At 61.8% G+C, this 20,674-nt stretch carries 12 protein-coding genes; 3 read left to right on the top strand and 9 right to left on the bottom strand.

Annotated features, from left to right (window positions below; translation table 11 throughout):
* Positions 1-21: 21 nt before the first annotated feature.
* From P3T25_RS09145 to P3T25_RS09125, 5 genes are all read right to left on the bottom strand, one after another.
* Complete coding sequence (locus P3T25_RS09145) at positions 22-1,389, bottom strand: MFS transporter (protein ID WP_429357930.1); 1,368 nt, start codon at positions 1,387-1,389, stop codon at positions 22-24.
* Between the two features lie 204 nt (positions 1,390-1,593).
* Positions 1,594-5,796, bottom strand: coding sequence for a molybdopterin-dependent oxidoreductase (locus P3T25_RS09140; RefSeq protein ID WP_429357929.1), 4,203 nt, complete (start codon positions 5,794-5,796; stop codon positions 1,594-1,596).
* Between the two features lie 48 nt (positions 5,797-5,844).
* The gene (gene nirD / locus P3T25_RS09135) at positions 5,845-6,198 is read right to left on the bottom strand and encodes a nitrite reductase small subunit NirD (protein ID WP_171925687.1); all 354 of its coding nucleotides are present in this window, start codon (positions 6,196-6,198) and stop codon (positions 5,845-5,847) included.
* A gap of 35 nt (positions 6,199-6,233) precedes the next feature.
* A complete protein-coding gene (nirB, locus tag P3T25_RS09130; protein ID WP_154559291.1) occupies positions 6,234-8,774 on the bottom strand; it encodes a nitrite reductase large subunit NirB in 2,541 nt (846 codons plus the stop codon).
* A gap of 787 nt (positions 8,775-9,561) precedes the next feature.
* Entirely contained in the window at positions 9,562-10,437 is an 876-nt protein-coding gene (locus tag P3T25_RS09125) for an MOSC domain-containing protein (RefSeq protein ID WP_171925689.1), read from the bottom strand.
* 363 nt (positions 10,438-10,800) lie between these two features.
* Here P3T25_RS09125 and P3T25_RS09120 point away from each other — a divergent pair, with 363 nt between their 5' ends.
* Positions 10,801-11,205, top strand: coding sequence for a heme-binding protein (locus tag P3T25_RS09120; RefSeq protein WP_054037573.1), 405 nt, complete (start codon positions 10,801-10,803; stop codon positions 11,203-11,205).
* Between the two features lie 102 nt (positions 11,206-11,307).
* Entirely contained in the window at positions 11,308-13,482 is a 2,175-nt protein-coding gene (locus P3T25_RS09115) for a malate synthase G (RefSeq protein WP_429357928.1), read from the top strand.
* Between the two features lie 175 nt (positions 13,483-13,657).
* Here P3T25_RS09115 and galU read toward each other — a convergent pair whose 3' ends face one another.
* Complete coding sequence (gene galU / locus P3T25_RS09110; RefSeq protein ID WP_154559287.1) at positions 13,658-14,575, bottom strand: UTP--glucose-1-phosphate uridylyltransferase GalU; 918 nt, start codon at positions 14,573-14,575, stop codon at positions 13,658-13,660.
* Between the two features lie 306 nt (positions 14,576-14,881).
* Positions 14,882-15,025 carry a hypothetical protein gene (locus P3T25_RS09105; RefSeq protein ID WP_165923841.1) on the bottom strand — a complete coding sequence of 48 codons (144 nt, stop codon included), beginning with the start codon at positions 15,023-15,025 and terminating at the stop codon, positions 14,882-14,884.
* Positions 15,026-15,268: 243 nt separating this feature from the next.
* On the opposite strand from P3T25_RS09105, the gene P3T25_RS09100 reads away from it, so the two are divergent.
* Entirely contained in the window at positions 15,269-16,471 is a 1,203-nt protein-coding gene (locus P3T25_RS09100) for an acyltransferase family protein (protein WP_154559286.1), read from the top strand.
* A gap of 262 nt (positions 16,472-16,733) precedes the next feature.
* On the opposite strand, the gene P3T25_RS09095 is transcribed toward P3T25_RS09100, so the two are convergent.
* Both P3T25_RS09095 and P3T25_RS09090 read right to left on the bottom strand, forming a co-directional pair.
* Entirely contained in the window at positions 16,734-19,181 is a 2,448-nt protein-coding gene (locus P3T25_RS09095; RefSeq protein WP_429357927.1) for a glycosyltransferase family 4 protein, read from the bottom strand.
* On the bottom strand, positions 19,178-20,644 hold the full coding sequence (locus P3T25_RS09090) for a flippase (protein ID WP_429357926.1): 1,467 nt from the start codon (positions 20,642-20,644) through the stop codon (positions 19,178-19,180). The genes P3T25_RS09095 and P3T25_RS09090 overlap by 4 nt, the downstream gene beginning before the upstream one ends.
* Positions 20,645-20,674 lie beyond the last annotated feature (30 nt).

The following is a 20,674-nucleotide window of genomic DNA, read 5'->3' as shown; positions in this document are numbered from 1 at the left end:
CGGCGCGGATGCCGAATTGCATTACTCCGTTGCGTGCGCGTGCATCACGTTGCTGTGCATCGACCACGCCATCCACGGACGGCGCAGCGCGACGATCGCGAGGAACGCGCAAGCCGCCAGCGTACCGAAGGTCGCGAAGCCCATCTGATAGCTGCCCGTGCTTTCCTTCGCGATGCCCATCACGACCGGCAGATAGAATCCACCGATGCCGCCCGCAGCGCCGACGATGCCCGACATCAAACCGGTGCGGCCGGCCCAGCGATGCGGCACCAACTGGAAGGTCGCGCCATTACCCAGACCGAAGGCCACATACAGGCACAGCAGCAGCACAATCCCGCCCAGCATCGACGGCATTGCGGCAGCAAAAACGAAGTCGCACAGAGAAATGACCGCGAGCAGGAAGGTCAGCGCGCGCACGCCCGACACCTTGTCGGCGATCAGGCCACCGAGCGGCCGCACGATCGCGCCGGTTGCGGCAAGCAGCGCCATGAACAGGCCCGCGTCGATCTTCGACAGCTGATACAGGTTGGTCAGCAGCAGCGAAACATACGACGACATGCCGACAAAACCTCCGAACGTGATGCTGTACACCAGCATGATCGCCCACGTATCACGCTCGGACAGTACCGAGCGATAGCGCTTGGGCAGCACCGCGATCGCCAGCAGCGCACCGATCACCGGCAACAGCAGCACACCGGTCTTGCCGGAGCCGAACACGCCCGCTTCGACCAGCAACACGAGCACGATCAAACCGACGAGCGTCACCGCGAAGCTGCCGAATGCGCGCAGCACACTGCCGGATTTGATACCGGAATCGTTGGCCCAGAAGTACAGCGTGATCGCGGCGATCGCCAGCAACGGCAGTGCGCCGGCGGTCGCCATTTGCCAGCCGTAGTGCGTCGCCAGTTGCGGGAACAGGAAGCCGTCGAGCACCGCGCCGATGTTGCCGGCTGCGGCCAGACCCAGCACCAGGCCCTGCACCTTCGGCGGATAGTTGCTGCCGGCCATCGGCAGCGCCACCGCGAAGCTCGCCCCACCCACGCCGAGGAACACGCCGAGCACCAGCAGCAAGGTGTACGACGGCACGAACGGCAACAAGGGCAGCACGATCGTCGGCACTGCCGACAGCAATACGCCCATCAGCGCGATGCGCTTGCCATGCGCGGATTGATAGAGATTACCGAGCGTCACGCGCAGGATCGCTGCCGACAGCACCGGCACGGCGACCAGCAAACCTTGCTGCGCGGGCGTCATTGCAACGCTCTTGCTGATGAACGGCGCGAGCGGCCCGTACAACACCCAAACGGTGAAGCCGGTGTCGAAATAGAGAAAACACGCCACTAGCGCGCGCCAGTCCCCAATCTTTAGGGAGCTCATCACGTTTTTCATTCGGCATCCTCAAATATACTGATTGTTTGCTAACCTGGTGCGCGGCGCTGGTACTTTGCGCTGAATCACTGCGCACCGGAATGGTCACGATGTTGAATACCGGTCTGAACATGCAACCTTCATGCCATCCGGACTCTGCTTCTGAAGCTTGACTGCGTACTCTTTGAAACTGTGATGCCGCGACCGTGCCGGCCGCTTCAAAAATCAATAAACGTCGCGTGCATAGCGCTTTTCTTGCGCTAAACGCCCCACATACTCGGCGGCTTTTTCTTCGCTCATGCCACCGTGCTGAACAACCACATGCCTGAGCGTCGCGTCGACGTCTCTGGCCATCCGGTTTGCGTCGCCGCAAACGTAGAAATGCGCACCTTCTTCGAGCCATGCCCACACTTGCGCACCCTGCTCGCGCATGCGGTCCTGCACATAGATCTTTTCCGTTTGATCGCGCGAGAAAGCGACGTCGAGCCGGGTCAGCACACCGCTGTCACGCATCGCTTCCAGTTCGTCGCGATAGTAGAAATCGGTGGCCGCATGTTGCTCGCCGAAGAACAGCCAATTGCGCCCCTTGTCACCGCGTGCACGCCGCTCGTGCAGAAAGCCGCGAAACGGTGCAACGCCGGTTCCCGGACCGACCATGATGATCGGTGTGTCAGAACTATGAGGAGGCCGAAAGTGTGCGGATTTCTGCACGAATACCGGCACATTCACGTCGCCGGCGCGATCGGCGAGGAACGTCGACGACACGCCCTTGCGATGGCGGCGGCCATTGCTATAGCGAACCGCGGCAACCGTCAGATGAACTTCGCCAGGATGTGCTTTCGGACTCGACGCAATCGAATACAAACGCGGCTGCAGGCGCTTGAGCATGCCGGTCAATTCGGTGGCCGTCAGGTCCACGGGAAATTCGTGGAGTACGTCGGCGAGTTGTTGGCCCCACAACCATTGTTTGAGATCGGATTTGCGTGCCGGCGTCAACAGATCGCGCAATGCGCCGTTGCTGCTTCGGGCAGCGATGAATGCCATTGAGTCAGGGCTGGGGCGAGCGATTTCGTAGTGCTTGCCGAGCGCGTCGGCGAGGCGCATGTCGCCCACACCGGACACATTGACCGCGGCGTCGGCGCTCAGGCCGCTCAGGCTGATCAATTCGTCTACCAGTTCAGGACAATTGCTCGGCCATACGCCCAGCGCATCGCCGGCTTCGTATTCGAGGCCCGAGTCGCCCGTGCTCAAGGAGAAGTAGCGCGTATCCTTGGCTGCGCCCTGCTTGTTCAGTTGCAGGTTCCTGACGAGCCGCGAGGCGGCCGGACGCGTTTTGGTCGGCACGGCGCCGGGCACCACGGCATTGATCATGCCGCCCGGCGGCACTGCGTGCAGCGCGGCATCTTCTTCCTTGATGCGCAGGATGATGCTTTCGAGCCACGCGTCGGCATTCTCCTGATACTCGCTGTCGCAGTCGACGCGATCCATCAGACGCACCGCGCCTTGCGCAGCGAGACGTTCATCCAGACGGCGGCCGTGACCGCAAAATTGATCGTAGTTGCGATCGCCCAGCGCGAGCACCGCGTAGCGCAGACCTTCGAGACGAGGCGCCGCGTCGCTGGCCAGTTGGGACCAGAAACCTTGCGCGTTATCGGGCGAATCGCCGTCGCCGAAGGTGCTCGACATCAGCAGCACGTATTGCGCTTTCGCGAGCGCCGACACCTGATAGTCCGCCATACACGACGTGCGGATTTCGAAGCCCGACTCCATCAGACGCGTGGCATAACGCTCGGTCAGCGATTCCGTGTTGCCGGTTTGCGAGGCCCACAGCAAGGTCACTTTGGGCCGCACGCGCAAGATGCGCACGCTGGACGCATGCGCCGCTTCAGAATGCGGTGCGGCAAGCGCACCTGCCGGCGCGGCCGCATGGGTTCCGCTGCGGCTATAGAGTCCGGCCAGCAAACCGTCCACATACAAGCGGTTCACCGGATCGAACGGCGCGCCTGCCGGAAGGACCGGCACGCTGTCGATGCCCTGTCGTTCAGCCGAACGCAGGCCACTGACGAAACCGGCAAGATACGCCCGCTCGGTTTCCGTGAACGAAGGCGCGGGTGTCTGCGGAAGCTGCAACAGGCTAGTCAATGCATTGATGCGGGGCATTTCCAGTTCCTCGGTGTTCGCCGATATAGCACTTGCTGTCGCCGGGTCGACTGCAGCGGCAGGCGCATCGATGAGCGTCTCGTCATCCGCATTCGAAACCGGCTCGATGACGTCGAGCGCAACCGGGCTCAGCGCGACCGCACAGAACTTGAGTTCGGGTTGCTGCGAGATCGGATCGATTGCATCGCTGGTGACGGCGTTGATGCACAGGTCGTCGCCGAAGACGTCGTTCCAGTGCATCGGCGCGAAGCAGTTGCCTGCTTGCACGCGCTCCGTGACGACCGCCGGCAATACAGCACGCCCACGGCGCGAACGGATCTCAACCGGATCTTTTGCCTTGATGCCAAGCGTGGCAGCGTCTTCGGGATGAATCTCGACGAACGGGCCCGGGTTCAGCTTGTTGAGCATCGCGACCTTGCCGGTCTTGGTCATGGTGTGCCATTGATGCTGCAAGCGGCCCGTGTTTAACACGATCGGAAATTCCCGATCGGGCAATTCGGCCGGGGCTGCAAAGGCGCGGGCAAAGAACACCGCTTTGCCGCTTGCGGTCGGGAACACGAGCCGCGGAAGGCTGCCGTCGGGCCGTTCCTTCAGCGTCTGGCTGACGCCGTCGTTGATGTAGCGAATGGGATTGCGGTCTGCTGCGCCGTCGGAAGCAAGCGGCCATTGCAGCGGTGTTTCCATCAGACGGCGATAGCTCGCGCCGCGCAGGTCGTAACCCGTTTTCGGATTCGATGCACGGGTGATCTCTGCGAACACTTCCTCGGCGCTCGCATAGGCAAACGCATCGGCGAAACCCATTTCACACGCGACACGCGCGATGATCTGCCAATCCGCCAACGCAGCGCCCGGCGGTTCGATGCCCTTTTGCATCAGCGTCAGGTTGCGCTCGGAGTTGATCATCACACCTTCAGCTTCGGCCCACAATGCGCCGGGCAACAGCACATCGGCGTAACGGTTGGTCTCGGTGTCGAGGAAGGCATCCTGTGAAATCACGAGCTCGGCCGCGCGCAAACCAGCGATCGCGTTCTGACGGTTCGCAACGCTCGCCACCGGATTCGTGCAGATGATCCAGCACGCCTTGATCTCGCCCGCAGCCATGCGAGTGAACATATCGATCGTGCCATTGCCCACTTCATTCTTCAGCGTACCCTTCGGAATGCCCCACAGATCTTCGATAAACACGCGGTCTTCTTCGACCAGCACCGAACGCTGCCCCGGCAAACCGGGCCCCATGTAGCCCATTTCTCGGCCGCCCATCGCATTGGGCTGGCCGGTCAACGAGAACGGTCCACTGCCACGGCGACAGATCTTGCCCGTCGCCAGATGCAGATTGCAGATCGCATTCGTGTGCCATGTGCCATGCGTGCTTTGATTCAGGCCCATGGTCCAACAACTGATCCACTCCGGCGCGGCGCCGATCATTTGCGCGGCCTGGCGGATGTTTTCTACAGAAAGGCCCGTAATCGCCGACACATTTTCCGGCGTGTAGTCCGCGAGGAAAGCGGGCATTCCGTCCCAGCCTTCGGTGAAGTCCGCAATAAAAGCCGCATCCGTGTGGCCGTTTTCATGCAGCAAATGCAGCAAGCCGTTCAGCAACGCCAGATCGGTGCCCGGCTTGATCTGCAGAAAGAGATCGGCCTTGTCCGCCGTCGTATTGCGGCGCGGATCGATCACAATCAGTTTCGCACCCGCCTTCACGCGATCCATCATCCGCAGGAACAGAATCGGGTGACAGTCGGCCATATTCGCGCCGATCACGAAGAACAGGTCGGCATGATCGATGTCTTCGTACGATCCCGGCGGGCCGTCCGCGCCGAGCGAAAGCTTGTAGCCGCTGCCCGCGCTCGCCATGCAAAGACGCGAATTCGATTCGATATTGTTGGTGCCGACAAAGCCCTTGGCGAGCTTGTTGACGAGGTACTGCGCCTCGATCGACATTTGCCCCGACACATAGAACGACAGTGCGTCCGGTCCATGTGCGTCGAGCAGGCCGCGCAAGCGTGCCGCCGTGGTGCTGATCGCCTGCGCCATCGGCAGCGGCGTCGGATCCTGGTCGCGTGCATGACGCACGAACGCGCCTTCCAGACGGCCCGACTTGCGCAACGCGACGTGCGCCGACTGGCCCTTCGTGCAGAGCCGTCCGAAATTGGCCGGATGCTCTTTATCGCCGGAGATCTTGACGACCTGCCCGTCCTCGACGTGCAGCACCATTCCGCAGCCAACGCCGCAGTAGGGGCACACGGTTTTTACGCTAGTGGAGGACATGGCAAGCGACGTCGTTCGAGAAGAGAAGGTTGACAAAAAATCAGTGACTCACACCGCGACCCACACCTGCCCGTTTTCCACCCGTGCGTTGAACGCGCTGACGGAATACGCCGGTGTTTCGAGGCACTCGCCGGTGCGCAGATCGAAGTGATGCTTGTAGATCGGCGAAGCGACGACGAGGCGCTCGCCGAGATTGCCGATCAGCCCACGCGAGAGCACAGCCGCCTGCGAGCCCGGATCGTAGTTTTCGATCGCATACACGACGGCGTCCGCGTCGCCGTTGCTCACATGAAACACCGCCACCTGTTCGCCGTTGACGAGCGCGCACACGCCCGTGTTGGGGACGATCTCGTCGAGCGGGCAAATCGGCGTCCAGGCAAGCGGAAGGCGGTCAAGGTTCATGGCGGAAGTCCTCGGTGAATAACGCGAAAAAAGAATCAAACGGTTTCGGCAACCACAGGAATCGAAGCGAGCTTCGATCGGCGCTCGACCACCGTCGCGGGCCGGATCTGACCGCGCTCCTCGACGAAGGCGACATTGCTGTCCGGCTCGCCGCTGTTGACGAAGTGACGGAAGCGCTTGCGCGTTTCAGGATCGGTGACGGCCTTCTTCCATTCGCATTCGTAGGTGTCGACCACGTGCTGCATTTCCGCTTCGAGTTCCGCGGCCACACCCAGGTGATCGTTCACGACCACATCGATCAGATAGTCGAGCCCGCCTTCGAGGTTGTCGCGCCATACGCTGGTGCGTTGCAGACGGTCCGCGGTGCGCACGTAGAACATCAGGAAGCGGTCGATGTAGCGCACCAGCGTTTCCTTATCGAGGTCCGAGGCAAGCAGTTCGGCATGGCGGGGCTTCATCCCGCCGTTGCCGCACACGTAGAGGTTCCAGCCCTTCTCGGTGGCGATGATGCCGACGTCCTTGCCCTGTGCCTCCGCGCATTCGCGAGTGCAGCCGGATACGCCGAACTTGATCTTGTGCGGTGTGCGCAGGCCTTTGTAGCGATTCTCGAGTTCAACCGCGAGGCCCACCGAATCGCCGACACCGTAACGGCACCACGTCGAGCCGACGCACGACTTAACGGTGCGCAGCGATTTGCCGTACGCATGGCCCGATTCGAAACCGGCCGCAATCAATTCTTCCCAGATGAACGGCAGTTGTTCGACGCGAGCACCGAACAGATCGACTCGCTGACCGCCGGTGATCTTGGTGTAGAGGCCGTACTTCTTCGCCACCTGGCCGACGGCGATCAATCCGTCCGGCGTCACTTCGCCGCCGGCCATACGCGGCACGACCGAATAGGTGCCGTCGCGCTGGATGTTGGCGAGGTAGTAATCGTTAGTGTCCTGCAGCGCCGCGTGCTCCTTCTTCAGCACGAATTCGTTCCAGCACGACGCAAGAATGCTTGCCACCGCCGGTTTGCAGATATCGCAGCCGAGGCCGTGGCCATGCTTCGACAGCAACTCGCCGAAGCTGCGCACGCCCTCCACGCGCACGAGGTGATACAACTCCTGGCGCGAATACGGGAAGTGCTCGCACACGTGGTTGTTGACCGCGAGGCCCTGCTTTTTCATCTCGGCCTTCATCACCTGCGTGACGAGCGGCACGCAGCCGCCGCACGACGTGCCGGCCTGGGTCGCGCACTTCAAGGCGCCGATGTCGGTCGCGCCCGCGCACACGGCGGCACAGAGGTCACCCTTCGAGACGTTGTTGCACGAACAGATTTGCGCGCCGGCGGGCAATGCCTCGACGCCGAGCGCCGGTTTCGCCTGACCGTCGGACGACGGCAGGATCAGGAATTCGGGCGACGCCGGCAACTCGATCCGGTTCAGCATCATCTGCAGCAGCGTGCCGTATTCGCTCGCATCGCCGACCATCACGCCGCCGAGCAGATACTTGCCGCATTCGGACACGACCAGCTTCTTGTAGACCTGCTTGCGTTCGTCGCTGAACTGATAGGCGCGGCTGCCTGGCGTGCTGCCATGCGCGTCGCCGATGCTCGCGACGTCCACGCCCATCAGCTTCAACTTGGTGCTCATGTCGGCACCGGCGAATTCCGCCGAGTCGCCGTGCAGTTGCTTCGCCACCGCGCGTGCCATCTCGTAGCCGGGCGCGACGAGGCCGAACAGCTTGCCCTCCCACAGCGCGCACTCGCCGATCGCGTAGATGTGCGAGTCGCTGGTGCGGCACGCGTTGTCGATCACGATGCCGCCGCGTTCGCCGAGCGCAAGGCCGCTTTGACGCGCGAGGTCGTCACGCGGACGAATGCCCGCAGAGAACACGATCATGTCGGTGTCGAGGTGACTGCCGTCCGCGAATTGCATGCGATGCGTGCCCGTCTCGCCATCGACAATCGCCGAGGTGTTCTTCTGCGTGTGCACCGTCACACCCAGCTCTTCGATCTTGGCGCGCAGCACGCGGCCGCCGCCTTCGTCGACTTGCACCGCCATCAGGCGCGGTGCGAACTCGACCACGTGCGTTTCGAGCCCCATGTCGCGCAACGCCTTCGCGCATTCGAGACCGAGCAGGCCGCCGCCGACCACCGTACCGGTCTTCGAACGGGCACCGCATTCCTGCATCGCTTCGAGGTCGTCAATGGTGCGGTAGACAAAGCAGTCCGCGCGTTCGCGGCCTTGCACGGGCGGCACGAATGGATAGGAACCCGTAGCGAACACCAGCTTGTCGTACGGCAAGGTTTCACCGGTCGATACCGTTACGGTGCGCGCGTCGCGATCGATCGCCACGGCTTTTGCATTGAGCTTCAGCAAGACGTTCTGGCGCTCGAAGAAACCCGGCTCGACGAGCGACAGATCGTCCGCCGTCTTACCCGCGAAGAATTCGGACAGGTGCACGCGGTCGTACGCCGGGCGTGATTCCTCGCACAGCACGGTGATGTCGAGCCCATGCGCCGCGTCTTGCGCCAGGCATTCGACCAGTTTGTGGCCGACCATCCCGTGACCGATAACGATGATTTTCATGACCGCGGCTTCCTCAATGTGCTGGGCTCGAATCGCTGCCGGCTGGCTGCTGCGCGAAGGCGATTCCGGAAATAAAAACGGCGTCCCGCGAACCCAGTCGATGACTGAGTTCGGGGGACGCCGTTGTCCTGACCTGTGCTGCGGCGAGTACTTTGTTGTTGCACTCGCGACGGATCCACGTTGATCCGCTGGCAAGGCTTAACGCAAAGGTTGTGCCAATTGAGTGAGATTCCCGCTGCAGCGCCGTGGAACGGGGCTTTGCGGCATATGACACGGGTCTGCTGTCAGCAGGATGTGGGGCACGTCTTGATGCAGCGAGGCACAGGGATGGTGCGACGCAGCACCGTACGCGTGCGGGCAGTGTTTCGCGGCACTTAGCGACACTCACCGCGCACGATCTGACCGATCGGTATGGAAATATACCTACACAGGTTGTAGATCCGCTCTGTGTGCCGGCCGTTATGGAGCGATGGTGGCGAAGCCCAACCCGATGTTCTTGCAGATCAGTCGCAGGATCGAGGACACGGCGTAGATGCGGCTGCCCGCTTCGCTATCCCGTGCGATTCGCGCTACCTCGTCCTCCCGAGCGGCAATTTGTTCGTAAGAAAGCCGTGCCAGATACCTTGCCGGAATGACCGAAGAAAACAGAATAGTGAGCTTCGATTCTGTCGGGACTTCAAATTGCTCAATACAGGCGCGAGTCGTTACGCTCCGGATTCAATCATCATTTCGTCAAGCCCGTGCCGATGCCGGTGATCCTCGCGGCGCTGACCGGGCGTGGCCGGCGTTAATCGCCAAAGCCCAATTCAGCGTCGACCGTTTGCCCGACGCGCAGCCACGCTCCGGCCCCGCGCGCGACGAGCGCGTTGTTGCCGAATGTCACCGCACCATCCCGCTGCGGATTCGCCCGGTAGACGCTCATCGTGTCGGTCGGCTCGTTCGGCCAATCGGGATCGGGCGCGCCCTTCGCCTGATCGATAGTCGGCATCGGACAGCGCGAGCATGGCTTGACCAGTTGCAGTTGCACGGCCTCCTCCTCTGCGCCGTCGACACTCAGACTCTCGACATAATCCTCTTCGTACGCATCGAGTCCCGTCAGCACGACGTTGGGGCGAAACCGGTCCATCGGAATCGACGGCGCGCCTTTACTGTTCAGGCGCACGTTCAGATCGTCGAGTGAGGCCTGGCCGATCACCAGCAGCGGAAAACCATCGGCGAAATACGTGGTGGCCCCGGGGACGCTAGCGGTGTAGTCCGGATCGACTTGCCGTTCGCGTTCGGGATCGAAGCGCAGAAGCCGCGACGGCACGCCGAGAAACGCTGAAAACCACGCTGCGCTCTCTTCTCCGGTGTCGAGTCCATAGGCCGCGTCGCCCCAGACCACGGTTTGCACCTTCTGCGGAGCGCTCAGCCCGGCGGCGTCGAGCGGCGTGCGCAGCTCGCTCATGCCCGGCGCGCGGATCACGAGTTCATGTTCGCCGAGCTCGACCCTGATCAGCGCCATGCGCGGATACGCGCGCTGTGTGAGCATTGCGCCGCTCGGGTCGGTGACCATCCAGCATCGATCGTATTCGAGGCCGGTGGCGAGCAGGCGTGCTTCGTTCAACGCAATGCCGGCGCAGGATTTGATCGGATAGACGAAAAGCTCGCTGATGGTAGGCATAGTGTGAGTGGTGTGGGAAACACGCGCTTTTTGTGTTGAACTCCGATTGTAAAGCGCCGGCGCGTGTTGCCGGATATCGGTTGCGCCGAACTTGAGCGGCGTATTGAGCTTCGTATTGAGCGGCCCGCCCCGGAACGCCTGCTGCGCAAGAGTTTGCGCCGCGCGAGCGCGAATCCGGCGGGATTCGACGCGCTGCCTGAAACCGGCCGGGCGATGCGGCCGTTTCTTCCGACAGCGCTTGGACGTAAAATCCACAATCGAACCGCTCGGGCAAAGACAGAGCCGGCGCCGGGCACACTCCGGCGCGTCACTGGATTCAACGTGTAGAAGCATCCCTACCATAAACGAAACAGGAAATTCATTATGCTGAGCAAACCCGTGTTGACCGTTGCCGAAACGACCCGAATCCTCGAAGCCGCTCGCGCGGAGGCCGAGAAGAACCAGTGGGCCGTTGCCATCGTGGTGGTCGACGACGGCGGCCATCAACTCGGCATGCTGCGTCTGGACGGCAGCGCGCCGGCCAGCGCGTACATCGCGACGGAAAAAGCCCGCACTTCGGCGATCGGCCGCCGCGAAACCAAGGTATATGAAGACATGATCAACAATGGCCGCACGGCATTCCTGAGCGCACCGCTGCAAGGCACGCTGGAAGGCGGCGTGCCGGTGATCGTCGACGGCCAGGTGGTCGGCGCGGTCGGCGTGTCGGGCGTCAAGTCGGATCAGGACGCACAAATCGCCAAGGCGGGTATTCAGGCAATCGCCGCTTAAGTCCGGAGCCATTCGGAATCCGTTCAAAGCGGCGGCAATAAAAACGAAGCACAACACGGACCGATGCCCCCTCATCGGTCCCATTCAAGGATGGAGCAGTCGATGACTCAGATGAAGACGCGCGGTGGACTGCAAGTCGCCGCCAACCTCGACCAGTTCGTCGAAACCGAAGCCCTGCCCGGCACCGGAATCGACAGCGCCGCATTCTGGTCAAGTTTCGACGCCCTCGTGCATGAGCTGGCGCCGAAAAACCGTGCGCTGCTGGCCGAGCGCGACCGCCTGCAAACCGAACTCGATACATGGAATCGCGCCAATCCGGGTCCGGTGCGCGATCTGCGCGCGTACCGTGCCTTCCTCGAAGGCATCGGCTACATCGTGCCGTCGCCGGCAAGCGTCAAAGCCACGACCGACCACGTGGACACCGAAATCGCCGAACAGGCCGGCCCGCAGCTCGTCGTGCCGCTGTCGAATCAGCGCTATGCGCTGAACGCGGCCAACGCACGCTGGGGCAGCCTGTACGACGCGCTGTACGGCACCGATGCGATCCCCGAGACCAACGGCGCAGAAAAGCAGAAGGCCTTCAACCCGGTGCGTGGCGCCGCGGTGATCGCTTATGCCCGCAAGTTTCTCGACCAGGCCGCCCCGCTCGCGAACGGCTCGCACGTCGACGCCACGCTGTATAGCGTCGAAGGCGGCAAGCTCGTCGTCACGCTGAAAAGCGGCAAGACCGAACTGAAAACGCCGGCGCAGTTCATCGGCTATCAGGGCGACGCGAGCGCACCGTCCGCCGTGCTGTTGAAGCACAACGGCCTGCACTTCGAAATCCAGATCGACGCGAACGATTCGATCGGCAAGACCGATTCGGCGCACGTGAAGGATGTGCTGGTCGAAGCCGCGGTCAGCACGATCATCGACTGCGAAGACTCCGTTGCAGCAGTGGATGCGGACGACAAGGTCCAGCTCTATCGCAACTGGCTCGGCCTGATGAACGGCACCCTGACGGAAGAAGTCACGAAGGGCGGCAAGACCTTCACGCGCAGTCTGAACACCGATCGCGTGTACACCGCCGCGAACGGCACGGCGCCGATCGTGCTGCATGGCCGCTCGCTGCTGTTTATCCGCAACGTCGGTCATTTGATGACGAATCCGGCCGTGCTGACGAAAGACGGCAAGGAGATTCCGGAAGGCATTCTCGATGGTGTCATCACCACGCTGTGCGCGCTGCACGACCGCAAGCACAAGCTGAATTCGCGCACCGGTTCGATCTATATCGTGAAGCCGAAAATGCACGGCCCGGCCGAAGTCGCGTTCGCGAGCGAACTGTTCGCGCGCGTCGAAGACCTGTTCAAGCTGCCGCGCAACACGATCAAGATGGGCATCATGGACGAGGAGCGCCGCACCAGCGTCAACCTGCTCGCCTGTATCGGCGAAGCGTCCGAGCGTGTCGCGTTCATCAACACGGGCTTCCTCGACCGCACCGGCGACGAAATGCACACGGCGATGGAAGCCGGCCCGATGATGCGCAAGGGCGACATGAAGTCGAGCGCATGGATTGCCGCGTACGAGCGTAGCAACGTGCTGGTCGGTTTGAGCGCGGGCCTGCGTGGCCGCTCGCAGATCGGCAAGGGCATGTGGGCCATGCCGGACCTGATGCACGCCATGCTCGAACAGAAGATCGCGCATCCAAAGGCCGGTGCGAACACCGCATGGGTGCCCTCGCCGACCGCCGCGACGCTGCATGCGCTGCACTATCACCAGGTCGACGTGCAGGCGGTTCAGCAGGAACTCGAACGCACGGACTACGCGAAGGTTCGCGACGAACTGCTCGACGGCCTGCTGACGATCCCGGTCGTCGCCGAAGCGAAGTGGAACGCGGACGAGATCCGCAGCGAAGTCGAGAACAACGTGCAAGGCATTCTCGGCTACGTGGTGCGCTGGGTCGATCAGGGCGTGGGCTGCTCGAAGGTGCCGGACATTCACAACGTCGGTCTGATGGAAGACCGCGCCACGCTGCGCATCTCCAGCCAGCACATTGCGAACTGGCTGCATCACGGTGTGGTCACGCGCGAGCTGGTCGAAGAGACCTTCAAGCGCATGGCGAAGGTGGTCGACGAGCAGAACGCGGGCGATCCGCACTACCAGCCGATGGCGCCGGGCTTCGACACGCTGGCGTTCAAGGCCGCGCAGGCACTGGTGTTCGAAGGACGTGAACAGCCGAGCGGCTACACGGAACCGTTGCTGCATAAGTTCCGGCTGGAAGTGAAGAAGGCGCAGTAAAGGCTTTTTTGGGCAGTGGCCCAGGCATAAGGCTCGATCTTTCGGGCCCGCCTGAGTCTTGAATCTCAGCCCCAAACCAGGCCGGATAGAAAGACGGGCGCCGCATCATGCGGCGCCCGTTTTAACTTGCGCGGTAGCGCTGCGCGTTGCTTCTGCGTGAAAACTCTCCTACACCTTAAGCTGCCTCAGCCGTGTACTGTGCCGGCACGCTGGCCTGCATATTCGCCTGCATATAGGTTTGCAAATACGCTTCGAATTCCGCCTTCACTTCCGGATGACGCAGCGCGAATTCCACCGTCGCCTTCAGATAGCCCAACTTGCTGCCGCAATCGAAGCGTGTGCCGAAGTAGCGGTACGCGAGCACCTGCTCTTCGGTCAGCAGCGATTGCACCGCGTCGGTCAATTGCAGCTCACCGCCCGCGCCCGGCTTGAGCGCACGGATATGCTTGAAGATGGTCGGCATCAACACGTAGCGGCCCACCACGCCGAGGTTCGACGGGGCCTTGTCCGGCGCCGGCTTTTCGACGATGCCTGACAGCTTGATCACATTGTCTTCCCACTCGCGGCCATCCACGACGCCGTACGAACGGCTGTCTTCGCGCGCAATGGTTTCGACGCCGATCACCGAGCTGTGATAGTGGTTGAAGGTGTCGACGAGCTGGCTCATCACCGGCTTCGAGCTGTGCAGCAAGTCGTCCGCCAGAATCACGGCGAACGGGCTGTCGCCCACCAGTTTCTCGGCGCACAGCACCGCATGACCCAGACCGAGGGCTTCGGCCTGACGCACATAGAAGCAGTCGACGTTAGCCGGCTTGATGCTGCGCACGAGGTCGAGCAGCTTCTGCTTGTTGCGTGCCTCGAGTTCCGCTTCGATCTCGTAGGACTTGTCGAAATGATCTTCGATAGCGCGCTTGCTGCGGCCCGTCACGAAGATCATCTCGGTGATGCCGGCGGCAATCGCTTCTTCAACCGCGTATTGAATCAGCGGCTTGTCGACGATCGGCAGCATTTCCTTGGGGCTTGCTTTGGTAGCCGGCAAAAAGCGTGTCCCGAGGCCCGCTACGGGAAACACGGCTTTGGTGACTTTCAGCATGGTTGGCATTCCCACATCGGTTAGAAATTAGTGTGTTCGCGGGCCTCGCGGCCACTCGATGTCGCCGAAAAGACTAACAAAAAAATTAATCCATTTCGTGCGTTAATTTTTCTCGATTCGAATAAATAATTCGATTGGCTTTCGATATTCCGGATCGTGACATGCATCAGGAAACAATTACGTACGGGCAGCGAATTATTTTCTGGAATTCCGAAAATTTTACTTATCCGGCGAAGCGGATCGCAGGTCACCTCGCGCGCGTCCGGGGGCGCATGGTGGATGCACGACGGCGCTCCCGGACACAGCTCATTCGTTCTCGTCGAGCTGGGGCAGCTTGCCCGGGTTCATCCGAAAACGGCGGATCGGTTCGTTGCGCAGCGCCTCCCGGTAGGCGGAGGCGGCGACAAGGATCAGCAGCACGGCAATGCCGGCGAGTAAATGCAGGTTCATGACTTCACCTCTGGTCAAGAGAATCCGTGCCTTAAATTAGCACAACAAAACCGGCAAATAATTCGATGTAGCAAGTACTTATACGGAATTACACTTCGTCACAAAATCGCCATTTAATTCGATTTCCCGCACAATTTTTTATCGATTTTTTACCTCCGTGGTGCACTAGCATGTGATGCACCGCGGGCGCGCACGGCGTGCCCGGGGAATAAGCTTTTTCTTCCTTCAGATTAAGGACCGCGCATGAGCGACTCAGCACTGGATGCCGCCGGCTCATCCCTGCCCCTTTCCCCGTCACGAAAGGCCGCCGCGCCGCGCGCGCAGAGCGAAGCGCGCGCCGAGAGCGCCGGCAAGGAACATGTAATCGACGCCATGCGGGGTTTCGCCGCGCTTCTGGTCGCCTATTTTCATTGCCGCCAGGTCGAATGGGTGGGCATGCAGACCTTTCACCAGAGCGTCGGCCATTCATTCAGTCTGAGTACGATCGCCGCTTACCTGACCTTCCCGATTGCGTGGGGTTCGGCCGGCGTGCCGATTTTCTTCGTGATCAGCGGCTACTGCATTCATCGCGGCGGCGCGCTACGTCTGGCAAAAAATCCCGACTACCGGCTCGACACCGGCAATTTCTGGATCCGCCGTTTTGCGCGCATTTATCCGGTATTGCTGGCGGCGCTCGTGCTGACTTTTGCGCTCGACTGGGCCAGCTTGCAGTTGCCGCCGGTCAACCACAAGATCCGCGAGATCGGCCTGCAGGCATTCCTCGTCAACCTGTTTTCGCTGCAAGGCGTGGCCGGCAAGACGTTTGGGTCGAACGGCGCGCTCTGGACGCTATCGCTCGAAGTGCAGTTCTACGCGATCTATCCGCTGCTGTTCGCGCTGCGCCGGCGTCTGGGCATGACTTCCGTGCTGGCGATCGTCGCGGTCATTAATGTGGTGTCCGCCTATGTGCTCGAACGCCACGACATGCAGTTCTTCACGTCCTATTGGTTTTCGTGGACGCTCGGCGCGTGGATCGCCGACGCGAAGGCCCGTAGCGCGCCGGATGCGCGTTCGTCGGTCTGGCTCTACGCACTCGCCGCGGCGTTCATTGCGCTCGGCTGCGCGGCGTTTCATTTCGGCCAGTACGGCGCGTTCCAGCTCTGGGCCGTCGGTTTCGCGTTCTACCTGTACAAGGCACTGGAACGCCGCAATGCCGATACGCCTGGCGTGCGCCTCCTGTCGCGCTTCGGCGATTTCAGCTTCTCGCTGTATCTGATCCATCTGCCCATCTTCGTGCTGCTGTCGTCGATCCTGTTCCGCTCGTCGCTGCAGATGTCGATCTGGCCGTCGTTCGGCTACATGCTGGTGGCCGTGCCGGTGGCCTACGTGTTCTACCGGCTGGTCGAACTGCCGGCGATGAAGTGGTCCGCGAGTTTCAAACCGAAGAATGTAGTGAAGCCAGCCTGAGAGCGATGCAGTAGAAAGATCGGAGAAACACAATGTTCACTTCAGAAACAGGTTTCTCCTTCGACAATGTGAGCAAGCCTTGCCGCCGGGATCATGTTGTACAACCCAGTTGCATAGGTGGTGTGTAGCTCGAAAAAAACGGAGCGGAAGTCCTCAGGACTTTCGCTCCGCTGCGCTAACGACAGAAACCGGCCGAGTCCCTGCCTACCCCCGCGTTAAATCACTTCGCACGTTCATCCGCTTAAGCGCCCGCGCAAGCCCCTCAACGCCCCGCCACGCGCTTCAGAATCCGTTCGACACCTTCCACATACGTTGCCGTCCCGAACCGGCTCAACGCCGTCTGATAGCCATTTCTGACCAGCCTGTTACGCAGGTCGTCGTTCGAGCGCAACTCGGCGAGCGTATCGGCGAGACCATGCGCGTCGCCGGGGGTGCATAGCACGCCGTTCTCGTAATCGTCGATGATCTCCAGCACGCCGCCCGCGCGTGCCGCCACCACCGGCCGCTGCGCCAGCATCCCCTCGACGATCACGCGACCGAACGGCTCCGGCGTAATCGACGTATGGACGACCGCATCGACCGCGCACATGCAAGCCGGAATGTCGTGCTGGAAGCCGAGGAAATGCACCCGGCCACCCAGGTTGTGCGCGGCGACGAACGCATGCAACTCGATCTCGTACGCGTCCTCGCCGAACAGCGGCGCACCCACCAGCACGGCATGCATCTGCGGATTGAGGACCATCGCTTCGAGCAACACGTGTTGGCCCTTCCAGCGCGCGAGGCGGCTGAACGAGCCGACCAGAAACGCATCCTGCGGCAGGTTCAGGCACTGGCGCAGCGTTGCTTGCGGGACCGTACGCAACGCGTCGAACGGCGCCGCGGAAATACCGTTGAACACCACGTCGATACGTTTTTTGTCGAAGTGCGTGAGTTCCGCGAAGGCGCGAGCGGAAGCCGCCGAATTGGCGATCACGTGTGTGAGGCCGAGGCGCGCGCACCACTTGATAATCGCCAGTTGCTTGCCGCCGAAATGTTCGGGACTCACGATATCGCGCAGATGCCAGACCACCGGCCGCCTGGCGAGCTTGCCGGCAATCGCGCCGATCACCATCGCGCGCTGCGTGTTCGCATAGATCACCTCGGCGTCGCGCGCACGTTTCGCGGTGGCACGCACGAGCGACATCAGGCCCTTGAGCGCCTGACCCTTCGGCAACGAACCGCCCTGCTTGCGCACATTGCGCAATGCGCCGGCATCCAGCACGTTGACGGTCACGCCGGCTTTGGCCAAAGCAGTGCGGAACGGACCGTCGTCGAACAGCACGACTTCGATGCGCGAGCGCAAAGCTTTAACGATTTCCAGCAGCGATAACTCGGCGCCGCCGAGCACGCCGCTCTGATCGACCGCGAGGATGCGCGGTGCGTTGGCACCCGGCTCTGCTTTATACGGAACGTACGGCGGCAGCGTCGCCGAGCGCAATGCCGGCACCGAAGCCCGCACGTGGGCGAAGAAACGTTCGCGGAAATTCGCGGCCGAGAACTGCTCGGCGTTCGCGCGGCAATCCACCGGCGAAAAACGCTTCACGTGGCCGTCGAAACGCTCGACCGCCGCAATGATCGACTCGACGTTCTGCTCGTCGAAGAACATGCCGGTGGGCCGCGACTCGGACAGATCGCGCACGGTTTCAAGCGCCCCGCCCTTGCCGTAGGCGATCACCGGCGTGCCGCAGGCCTGCGCTTCGACCACCGAAATACCGAAGTCTTCTTCCGCGGCGAACACGAAAGCTTTCGCGCGGCTCATCTTTTCCTTGAGCACCTTGAACGGCTGGTAGCCCATGATCTCGACATTCGGGCCGGCCTTTGCACGGATCTTCTGCATGTCGGGGCCGTCGCCAATCACCACCAGCTTGCGCTCCGGCATCTGCGCGAACGCTTCGACGATCAGATCGATCTTCTTGTACGGCACCATCCGCGAGGCGGTCAGATAGAAATCATCCTTGTCGGTGCATAGCGCAAACGCTTCGACATCGACGGGCGGAAAGATCACCTGCGCTTCGCGCTGATAAACCTTCCTGATCCGCCGCGCGATGAAATCGGAGTTTGCAACAAAGCCGTCCACCGAGTTCGACGTGCGGATATCCCAGTTGCGGATGTAGTGCAGAATCAGCCGCGCCATCGCGGACTTCGGCCCGGCGGTCAGCTTCGACTGCTGCAGGTACTGATGCTGCAGATCCCATGCGTAGCGAATCGGCGAATGCACGTAGCTGATATGCACCTGATCGGGGCCGGTCAGAACGCCCTTCGCGACCGCGTGACTGCTGGAAATCACCACGTCGTAGGCCGACACGTCGAGCTGCTCGATCGCGAGCGGCATCAAGGGCAGATACGTGCGGTATTTGGTCCGTGCAAGCGGCAGTTTCTGGATGAACGAGGTGGTGACCGGCTTGCCACGCAGAAAGCTGCGGTCGTCGAGAAAATCGACGAGGCTGAACAGGTCCGCGTCCGGAAAGCACGCGACAATCTGTTCGAGCACCTTCTCGGCGCCCGCATAGGTGACGAGCCAGTCGTGCACGATCGCGACACGCACCGTCTTGTCGCTACGCAACGCCGAGCGGCGCGACGGCGCCTGAACACCGGGAACGGTGGTGAGTTCAGCCAGTGCGCTGCGCGTCGCAGGTTGCAGCACGGCTTCTTCAAGGACTTCGTGGTTCATGCGCTTTTCCTCGGATTCAGTCGCAACAGCAGTGAACGCGCAAGATCGCGCAAAGCGGGTGTCATCGTGATCGACCAGGCGACGTTCGCGCCAACCATCAACAGGCCGGCGACGATCGCCAAGGCGAGACTCGGCAGGAAGCTGGCGAGCCACAGGCTGGCCAGCAGAAAAGCGAGGTGGGCGAGCATGTCGAGCGCGATCTGGCGGGCGCGAATCGCCGACAGGCGCAGCAGCACGGCGTAATCGAACAGCGCCCGGCCGGCCACGGCCATGGCCGCGCCGGTCAAACCGAAATGGGTAATGCCGAGCCACAACGCCCCTGCAAACAGAGGCAATTCAAACAGGCCGACGCGCGCGGCGGTGGCGGGGTTGACTTGCGACTGAATCAGAATCCGCGTGACGTTCGCCTGGCCGACGAGCCACACGGCAACGATCATGATCCGGCCCACCGGCGCGGCCACGGCGGCGATCTCATTGCCGACCCACAGATGCAGGAACGGTTCGAGCACCAGCATCGCGACCAACGCGACCGGCGTGAACACGCCGTTAAGGAATTCGAGCGATTGCTGCGTGATGGTGTCCGCATCCGCGCGGCCCACGGCTGAGAGGCGTGGAAACAACGTGCGCACCAGCGCGGTCGGCACGATATTCAGACGCGTCACGAGGTTCTGCGGCACCGTGTAGTAGGTGACGAAACGCGCGCCGAGACTCGTGCCGAGCATCACGCGGTCGAGCGATTCAGCGATCATGTTGGTGACGCTCGCAATCAGCATCCAGCCGCCAAAGTTGAAGAGTCCCTTCGCCACGCCGAGTTGCGGCGGCAGAACACTGCGGATGTCCAACACCTTCAGCGCGGAGCGGCCCAGCAGAATCGCTGCGAGAATCCGTGCGAACACCGCCGCGGCGAGTACGTTCTGCAAGGTCGCCCCCAGCCACAAAGCAGCGCCGAGCGGCAGCAACTGGAACAGAAAGGTACCGATCGTCTGATTGGTGTTGTAGACACCAAAGCGTTCCGCGCCGTTGATCGCACCGGCGAACACCCACGACACGTTGGCAATCGGAATCGCCACCGCGAGCCACGGCAGCGCCATATAGACCTCATGCTGCAACTCGGGCGACACCTTGGTGAAGTACGCGGTGTACAGAAACGCGCCGAAATAGATGATCAGCCCGCCGATCACGCCGGTCGCGAGATTGAGCCACGTCGCGCTCCAGAACACGCGCGCGCTCTCGCCCTTGTCGCCCGAGGCGCGCGCCTTCGAGATGTGATTCTGCGCGGCCATGCTCATGCCGAGATCGAGAATCCCGAAGTAGCCGATCAGGGTCCAAACGAGACTGATCACGCCGTAGCGCTCGACGCCGAGCAGCTTGATATACGACGGCACGGTCACGAGCGAGACGAAAGTCGGCAGCACCAACCCGAAGAAGTTGATCGCTACGTTCTTGAGAATGCCTTTGTCCATCGGATGCCTTGGGTTTGACTACATTTGCCT

Source organism: Paraburkholderia sp. GAS32, from assembly GCF_050434225.1.
Taxonomy (GTDB): domain Bacteria; phylum Pseudomonadota; class Gammaproteobacteria; order Burkholderiales; family Burkholderiaceae; genus Paraburkholderia; species Paraburkholderia madseniana.
The sequence above is the reverse complement of the archived record's forward strand: the minus strand, read 5'-3'. Positions and strand labels throughout refer to the sequence as shown.